This is a genomic window from Stappia sp. TSB10GB4, assembly GCF_900185745.1.
Lineage (GTDB): Bacteria > Pseudomonadota > Alphaproteobacteria > Rhizobiales > Stappiaceae > Stappia.
Window position 1 is genome coordinate 1 of record NZ_FYAV01000007.1, and the last position, 7,742, is coordinate 7,742.

At 67.8% G+C, this 7,742-nt stretch carries 4 protein-coding genes and 1 pseudogene; 2 read left to right on the forward strand and 3 right to left on the reverse strand.

Annotation, left to right across the window (positions count from 1 at the left end; all coding sequences use genetic code 11):
- Nucleotides 1-299: 299 nt before the first annotated feature.
- The 3 genes from rpoD to TSB10GB4_RS00120 all read right to left on the reverse strand — a co-directional run bounded on the left by rpoD (nucleotide 300) and on the right by TSB10GB4_RS00120 (nucleotide 5,509).
- Nucleotides 300-2,330 carry an RNA polymerase sigma factor RpoD gene (rpoD, locus tag TSB10GB4_RS00110; protein ID WP_186394064.1) on the reverse strand — a complete coding sequence of 677 codons (2,031 nt, stop codon included), beginning with the start codon at nucleotides 2,328-2,330 and terminating at the stop codon, nucleotides 300-302.
- 565 nt (nucleotides 2,331-2,895) lie between these two features.
- On the reverse strand, nucleotides 2,896-4,932 hold the full coding sequence (gene dnaG, locus TSB10GB4_RS00115) for a DNA primase (protein ID WP_186394065.1): 2,037 nt from the start codon (nucleotides 4,930-4,932) through the stop codon (nucleotides 2,896-2,898).
- Between the two features lie 121 nt (nucleotides 4,933-5,053).
- Complete coding sequence (locus TSB10GB4_RS00120; RefSeq protein ID WP_186387274.1) at nucleotides 5,054-5,509, reverse strand: GatB/YqeY domain-containing protein; 456 nt, start codon at nucleotides 5,507-5,509, stop codon at nucleotides 5,054-5,056.
- 242 nt (nucleotides 5,510-5,751) lie between these two features.
- On the opposite strand from TSB10GB4_RS00120, the gene carA reads away from it, so the two are divergent.
- Nucleotides 5,752-6,963 carry a glutamine-hydrolyzing carbamoyl-phosphate synthase small subunit gene (gene carA / locus TSB10GB4_RS00125; protein ID WP_186394066.1) on the forward strand — a complete coding sequence of 404 codons (1,212 nt, stop codon included), beginning with the start codon at nucleotides 5,752-5,754 and terminating at the stop codon, nucleotides 6,961-6,963.
- A 543-nt stretch (nucleotides 6,964-7,506) separates the two neighbouring features.
- Nucleotides 7,507-7,742 (forward strand): annotated as a pseudogene (locus tag TSB10GB4_RS23600) (hypothetical protein); the annotation flags it as partial.

Here is a 7,742-nt window from a genome sequence, read left to right on the forward strand (position 1 = left end):
GCGGCAGGGACCCTGATGACGACGGGCGAAAGCCCAACCCCGGTCCGGTCGCCTGCCACTGGTCTCCCGGCGGTTCAGGCCGGGAGACCGCCCAAACTCTACCACCTCTTCAGACGAACAACCCCGGGCAAGCGCAGCGCGACCCGGGGCCTATTGGCTGCCAGAGCGGCAGCGAGGACGCCCCAAACGACAGGGCCCGGCGTTGCCGCCGGGCCCCAAAGCCATCCCCAGAACCATCCCCAGAACCATCCCCAGAACCACCCCCGAAGGGTCCTTCCGCGCCGGAAACCGCCGCGCCCCTAGCTGTCGAGGAACGAGCGCAGCTTGCGCGAGCGCGAGGGGTGCTTGAGCTTCCTCAGCGCCTTCGCCTCGATCTGGCGGATACGTTCGCGCGTCACCGAGAACTGCTGGCCGACTTCCTCCAGCGTGTGGTCGGTGTTCATGCCGATGCCGAAGCGCATGCGCAGCACGCGCTCCTCGCGCGGGGTGAGCGAGGCCAGCACCCGCGTCGTCGTCTCGCGCAGGTTCGACTGGATCGCCGCGTCGATCGGCAGCACCGCGTTCTTGTCCTCGATGAAGTCGCCGAGGTGGCTGTCTTCCTCGTCGCCGATCGGCGTTTCGAGCGAGATCGGCTCCTTGGCGATCTTCAGCACCTTGCGGACCTTCTCCAGCGGCATCTGCAGCTTTTCGGCCAGTTCCTCCGGGGTCGGCTCGCGGCCGATCTCGTGCAGCATCTGGCGCGAGGTGCGCACGATCTTGTTGATCGTCTCGATCATATGCACCGGGATGCGGATCGTGCGGGCCTGATCGGCGATCGAACGGGTGATCGCCTGCCGGATCCACCAGGTCGCATAGGTGGAGAACTTGTAGCCGCGCCGGTACTCGAACTTGTCGACCGCCTTCATCAATCCGATATTGCCCTCCTGGATCAGGTCCAGGAACTGCAGGCCGCGGTTGGTGTATTTCTTGGCGATGGAGATGACGAGGCGCAGGTTGGCCTCCACCATCTCCTTCTTGGCGATGCGCGCCTCGCGCTCGCCCTTCTGCACCATCGAGACGATGCGGCGGAACTCGGCCGTCTCCAGGCCGGTCTCCGAGGCAAGGCTCTGGATCTCCTGGCGCAGCTCGCGGATCGTTTCCTTCTCCTGGGCGACGAAGTTCTTCCAGCCCTTGGAGGCAAGATTGGCGACCTTGCGGATCCAGTTCGGGTCCAGTTCGTTGCCCTGATACTGCTTCAGGAAGTCGCCGCGGTCGACGCCGTGGCTGTCGGCGAGGCGCAGCAGCCGCCCCTCATAGCCCATCAGCCGCTTGTTGATGTCGTAGAGCTGGGCGACCAGCGCGTCGATGCGCTGCTGGTTCAGCGACAGGCTCTTGACGTCGACGACGATGTCTTCCTTCAGCTTCTTGTAGCGGCGCTCCTGGGAGGGCGACAGGGTCTTGTTGGCGAGCTTGTTCTCGACGAGCTGGTCCTGCAGCCGGCGCAGCTTCTTGTAGTCGTCGGCGATGCGGTCGAAGGTCTCCAGCACCTTCGGCTTCAGTTCGGCCTCCATCGCGGAGAGCGAGATGTTCGCCTCGAACTCGTCGTCCTCCTCGCCGTCGCCCTCGCCCTCGGTCTCGCCGGAGGCTTCGGCCTCGCCCGCCGGGCGGCCGCCCTCGCGGGCGGTGTCCTCGCGGGTCGCGCCGGGGGCGCCGGCGGTGCCGCCCTCGGCAGTGCTCTCCTCCTCGCTCTCCTCGGCATCGTCGCCGCGGAAGTCGGGGCCGGCATAGGTCGCCTCGAGATCGATGATGTCGCGCAGCAGGACCTTGCCCTCGTTGAGCTCGTCCCGCCAGATGATGATGGCCTGGAAGGTCAGCGGGCTCTCGCAGAGCCCGGCGATCATCGCCTCGCGGCCGGCCTCGATGCGCTTGGCGATGGCGATCTCGCCCTCGCGCGACAACAGCTCGACCGAGCCCATCTCGCGCAGATACATGCGCACGGGGTCGTCGGTGCGGTCGGTCGGCTCCTTCGCCGTGGTCTTGGCGACCGCGGTCGGCCCGGCCTCGACGATCTCGCCGCCCTGGTCGTCCGCCTGGGCCTCCTCGGCCTCTTCTTCCTCGATGACGTTGATGCCCATGTCGGACAGCATCGCCATCGTGTCCTCGATCTGCTCGGAGGTGACCTCCTCGGACGGGAGCACCTCGTTGAGCTCCTCATAGGTCACATAGCCGCGCTTCTTGGCGAGCTTGATCATCCGCTTGACCGCGGCATCGGAGAGATCGAGAAGCGGACCGTCGGAGGTCTCGGTCGCGGGTTCCTGGGTCTCTTCCGCCTGCGTCGATTTGGCTGCCATTGCTGTCTCCGGCCCCGCCGGCCCTGCGGCCTGGCGCTGTCGTTCGTGGTCTGTCGTTCGTCTCGCTCAGTGCCCGCCCTGCGGGCCCGGCTCCGCTTTCCGCGCCTATCGCGCCCGGAAAGCCGGAGGACCGGCTGATTCATTCATGTCGCGGCTCACTACCGGATCCCGTGCCGGCCACGGCCTTTCGGCCATGCGGATCCCCTTCCCGCGACGCGCCGCCACGCCGGGGGGGGACAGAAAGCCAGTCTTAGTCGCTGTCCGTTAAGTGCCACTTAACCCTGCAAACCGGTTCGACAAGACCAGACACCGGCCTGACCGAAAAGCGCCTGACGCTCCGGCCATCCGGTTCCACGCGGGATCTCGGCAGGCAAAATGATTTCATGCCGCCATGTCGGCTCCCTGTCACGGCTTGCGACCCCCTTGTCCTGGGACCGGGTCTGCGTGGCTGGCCTGGCGCGGCTCTGGATGCTGCCTGAAGTGCTTATGTAGCGCAAAGGTCCGGATTCGCAAGAGTGATTCGTTGGCCGTCAACCAAAGAGCGTCTGCGATCCACAGGCTCGCATCAGCCGCCGGCGGCCGCCCCTTGCGCTATCGCCGCGCGTGCGCGCGCCGCCGCCCCCGCCGGCGTCGCGGCGGCCGGGCGGGCGGAGCGGAACACCTTGCCCCGTTCGGCGATCTCCTGCTCGATGCGGGCGCATTCCTCGCGCCGGCGGGCAAGGTCCTGCGACTGGGCACGGATGCGCTCCCAGTCCGCCTCGTCGAGCCCGTCGCCGAGCGCGGCCAGTTCCGCATCGAGATCCTGCTCCAGCGCGCGCAGCTCCAGCACGTCGAGAGTGTGGCAGAACAGGTCCTCGATGAACTCCGCCGGCGGCTCATGCCGCAGGATCGGCAGCCGCTGCAACAGATCGTGGAACCGGGCGATCATCCGCCGCCCCCCACCTGAGCCACTGCCCGCCTCATCGGGTTCGTCCAGCGCCTCGGACAGGATCTGGAAGAAGCGGGTGTCCAGCGTCTCGAAGAAGCCGCTCACCGGCACGTCCTGCAGCTCGGTGGCGATACGGCACAGCTCGTCGCGAAAACGCGCATGCAGCACGTCGCCAAACTGCGCCTGCGCCAGCCGCTCCACGTGCCGCTCCAGCAGTTCGGGATATTTCAGGCACAGCCCGCACAGCATCCGCTCGTGGCCGAACATCGAGCTGCCCGGCAGGTCGGAGCCGCGCGCCGGGCCGGACGGCGCCTGCTGGACCGCCCCGGCCTGCCCGAAACTCTGGCCGCTTCCCTGGCCGCTTCCCTGGCCGCGCGCGGCCCGCGCCTGCCGGTAGAACAGGTTGGACAGCCGCAGCCGGATGTCGAGCTGGTAGCCGCGCCGCACCCGCTCGTCGGCGATGGTGCGCACCAGGTCGTCGAGGCTCTTTTCCAGCGCCGCGCGCCGTTCCGGCGTGTCGATGCGCGCCGCGTCCACCTCGCGCGACCACAATACGTCGATCAGCGGCTGCGAGCCCGCCAGCGCCTTGGTGAAGGCGGCCAGCCCGCCTTGCGCGATCAGGTCGTCCGGATCCTTGCCGTCGGGCAGGAAGACGAAGCTGAAGGAATGGCCGCTGCGCAGCCCCGGCAGGATGCGGTCGACCGCCCGGTGGGCGGCGGCGATGCCGGCCGCATCGCCGTCGAAGCAGATCACCGGTTCGGGCGCCAACCGCCACAGCCGGCCGACCTGCTCCTCGGTAAAGGCGGTGCCGAGCGCGGCCACCACATTGCCCATGCCGGCCTGGGCGATGGCGATGGCGTCCATATAGCCTTCCACCACCACCGCCTGACCGCTGCGATGGGCCGGCTCGCGCGCCCGGTGGAAGTTGAAGACCATCGCGCCCTTGTGGAACAGCGGGGTCTCCGGCGAATTGAGATATTTCGGCTGGCCGTCGGGGTCGAGCGTGCGTCCGCCGAAGGCGATCACCCGGCCGCGCTCGTCCTGGATCGGGATCATCAGCCGGTTGCGGAAGCGGTCGTAGGTCGGCCGCCCGTCCTCTGGGCGGATCACCAGCCCGGCCTCGACCATCGAGGTCTCGTCGACGCCCTTACTGACAAGGTGGCGCTTCAGGGCATCGCGCCCGTTCGGGGCGAAGCCGATGCGGAACTCGCGCACTGTCTCCGGGCGCAGCCGGCGGCGGGCGACATAGTCGCGCGCCTGCTCGCCGCCGCTCATCGCCAGCGCGTCCTGGAAGAAGCGCGCCGCCATCTCGCAGATTTCCGCAAGGCTGGCGCGCTCGGCCGCGCGCGCCGCCGCCTGCGGATCGGGCGCCGGCAGCGCCACGCCCGCCTGCTCGGCCAGCCGCTCCACCGCCTCGGGAAAGGCCAGCCCCTCCGTCTCGGTCAGGAAGCGGAAATGATCGCCCGAGGCGCCGCAGCCGAAGCACTTGTAGCGGCCGCGCCGGTCGTCGACATGGAAGCTCGGCGTCTTTTCCTGGTGGAACGGGCAGCAGGCCCAGAAGTCGCCGCGCGCCGGCTGCGACTTGCGCCGGTCCCAGCTCACCCGCCGCGCCACCACCTCCGACAACGGCACTCGGGCACGAATCTCGTCGAGGAGACCGGGGGAAAATCGCATGGGCTACGGGCTTTCGACAGCGGCATCGCCGGCGCGCGGCCCCTTTTCGGGGCGGCTGCGCCAGCCTTCAGGATCAAGGTAGGACAGACCGGCGGAAAATTCCACCGGCGCGGAGGCGCGCCTATTCGCTGCGCAGCAGATCCTTGACCATGCAGCTCGCCCGCACGAAGTCCATCTGCCCCGGATAGCGTTCCTTCAGCGCGCTCATGCAGCGGCCCATGTCGCGCAGGCCCCGCGCGTTGATGTCGCGCACCACGTCCTCGCAGGCGTTCTGCATTGCCCGCTCGTCGAACTGGGGCGGCAGGAATTCCTGGATGATCGCCATCTCCTCGCGCTCCTCGGCGGCAAGGTCGATCTGGCCCGCCTCCTCGTAGTCGCGGGCCGAACCCTCGCGCTGGCGCAGCATCTTGTTGAGGATCTCGCGGATCTCCGTATCCGGCACGACGTCGTGACCGAGCTCGCGGCAGCGGGCATCGCGGTCGCGGATCGCCACCTGCACCAGCCTCAGCGTCGCCGCCCGCCGCTTGTCGTCGTTCTCCACGGCGTCCTGCAACGCCGCATCGATCCTCTCACGCATGCTCTGCCCTGTCGTTTGCCCGCGAGCGGGCGCGGAAACTTTCCTCAAAGCTTCAGCTCCACTGTCGGGCACCTCGTCCATCTCGTTGATTTTCAAGGATTATTTTTATAAAGTCAGTCAGTTGACCCTCACGCGCGCTTCCCCTAGAGTGCCGCGCGAGCCGCACCGTTGACAGCCGAGCCCCGCTCCGTCAAGGCGCGCTCAGCGAAATCATGTCATCGAACCGATCGGGAAAGCAAGATATGACGACCGCCGACGTCTGGTCCGCGCCGCCGACCACGGCCGTTCTCGTCCTGGCCGACGGCACAGTGATCGAGGGCCAGGGCTTCGGCGCCACCGGCCAGGCCTGTGCCGAAGTCTGCTTCAACACCGCCCTCACCGGCTATGAGGAAATCCTCACCGACCCCTCCTATGCCGGGCAGATCGTCACTTTCACCTTTCCGCATATCGGAAATGTGGGGACGAACGAGGAGGATGTCGAGACCGTCAACATGGCCTCGGCCTCCGGCGTGCGCGGGGCGATCGTCCGCGCCGACGTCACCGAGCCGGCCAATTACCGCGCCTCCCGGCATTTCGATGCCTGGTTGAAGGCGCGCGGCATCATCGGCCTGTCGGGCATCGACACCCGCGCCCTCACCGCCCTGATCCGCGAGACCGGCGCCGCCAATGCGGTGATTGCCCACGATCCGGACGGCAAGTTCGACATCGAGGCACTTAAGCTTGCCGCCCGCAACTGGCCGGGCCTCGTCGGCATGGATCTCGCCAAGGACGTCACCTCTTCGCAGAGCTACGGCTGGACGCAGACCCCCTGGGTCTGGGACCAGGGCTATGGCGAGCGCGAGGGCGGCGAATTCAACGTCGTCGCCATCGACTACGGTATCAAGCGCAACATCCTGCGGCTGCTGACCGACGCCGGCTGCAAGGTGACGGTGCTGCCGGCCGATGCGAGCGCCGAGGATGTGCTGTCGCGCAAGCCCGACGGCGTGTTCCTGTCCAACGGTCCGGGCGATCCGGCGGCGACCGGCGAATATGCCGTGCCGGTGATCCGCGATCTGGTCGACAGCGGCCTGCCGGTCTTCGGCATTTGCCTCGGCCACCAGATGCTGGCGCTCGCCCTTGGCGGCGACACCATGAAGATGCATCAGGGCCATCACGGCGCCAATCATCCGGTCTTCGACCGCACCACCGGCAAGGTCGAGATCACCTCGATGAACCACGGCTTCGCGGTCGATGCCAAGAGCCTGCCGGAGGCGGTCGAGGAGACCCATGTCTCGCTGTTCGACGGCTCCAATTGCGGGTTGCGGCTCAAGGACAGGCCGGTCTTCTCGGTGCAGTACCACCCGGAAGCCTCACCCGGCCCGCGCGACAGCCATTACCTGTTCCGCCGCTTCACCAACCTGATGCGCGCCCGCGCCGGCACCCCGGCGATCCCGGAAAAGGACGCCGCCGCCTGATACGGCGCATCGCGGCCCCTCATCTGACTGCATCAAACGCACGCCACGCCGCCCGCCTCGCGGGCGGCGTTTTCTTTTGCTCCGGGGAGACGCCTTCGTGCTCCTGCCCACCCCGGCGGATACTGGATACCTGCCTTCGCAGGTATGACAGCCGGGGCGGTGGCAACGCGCTCCCGCCTCATGCCTGCCAAGGGCACCAATGGATCCCGGATCTTCGGCCTTCGGCCTCGTCCGGGACGACGTCCTGAGAAAGTGCGCGGCCTGGCCTTCACTCACCGCCTCGCCCCATCCCCTCTGCGGTCACCCCGGCCGCAGGCGAAGCCGGAGAGCCGGGGTCTATTCGTTCCCAGAGCGGCAGCGAAACACGCACAGGCCATGCCCCACGCTCAGCCTGTCGTCCCGGTCTCAGTGAAGCCGAAGACCGGGACCCAGTAACCACAGGTCGCGCGGATCGAGCCGTGACGGTGCCACAGGGTCACCGACGGCCGCCGGAACGCCGGAGGCGGCTAGCTTCACGCCACCACCAGCCCCGGCGGATACTGGATGCCTGCCTTCGCAGGCATGACAGCCGTTGAGGTGGCGATGCGCTCCCGTCTCGCGCCTGCCGAGGGCGCCAATGGTTCCGTTGGGGTGGACGGCCCCCATCCGGCGCCGTTTTGCGCCAAGATGATGGTCCCAACACATCGAAGGAGCCGCCCAATGAACGAGATTACGCGCATCGGCATGGACACGTCCAAGCATCTCTTCCAACTCCACGGGGTTGATGCCGCCGGAGAGAC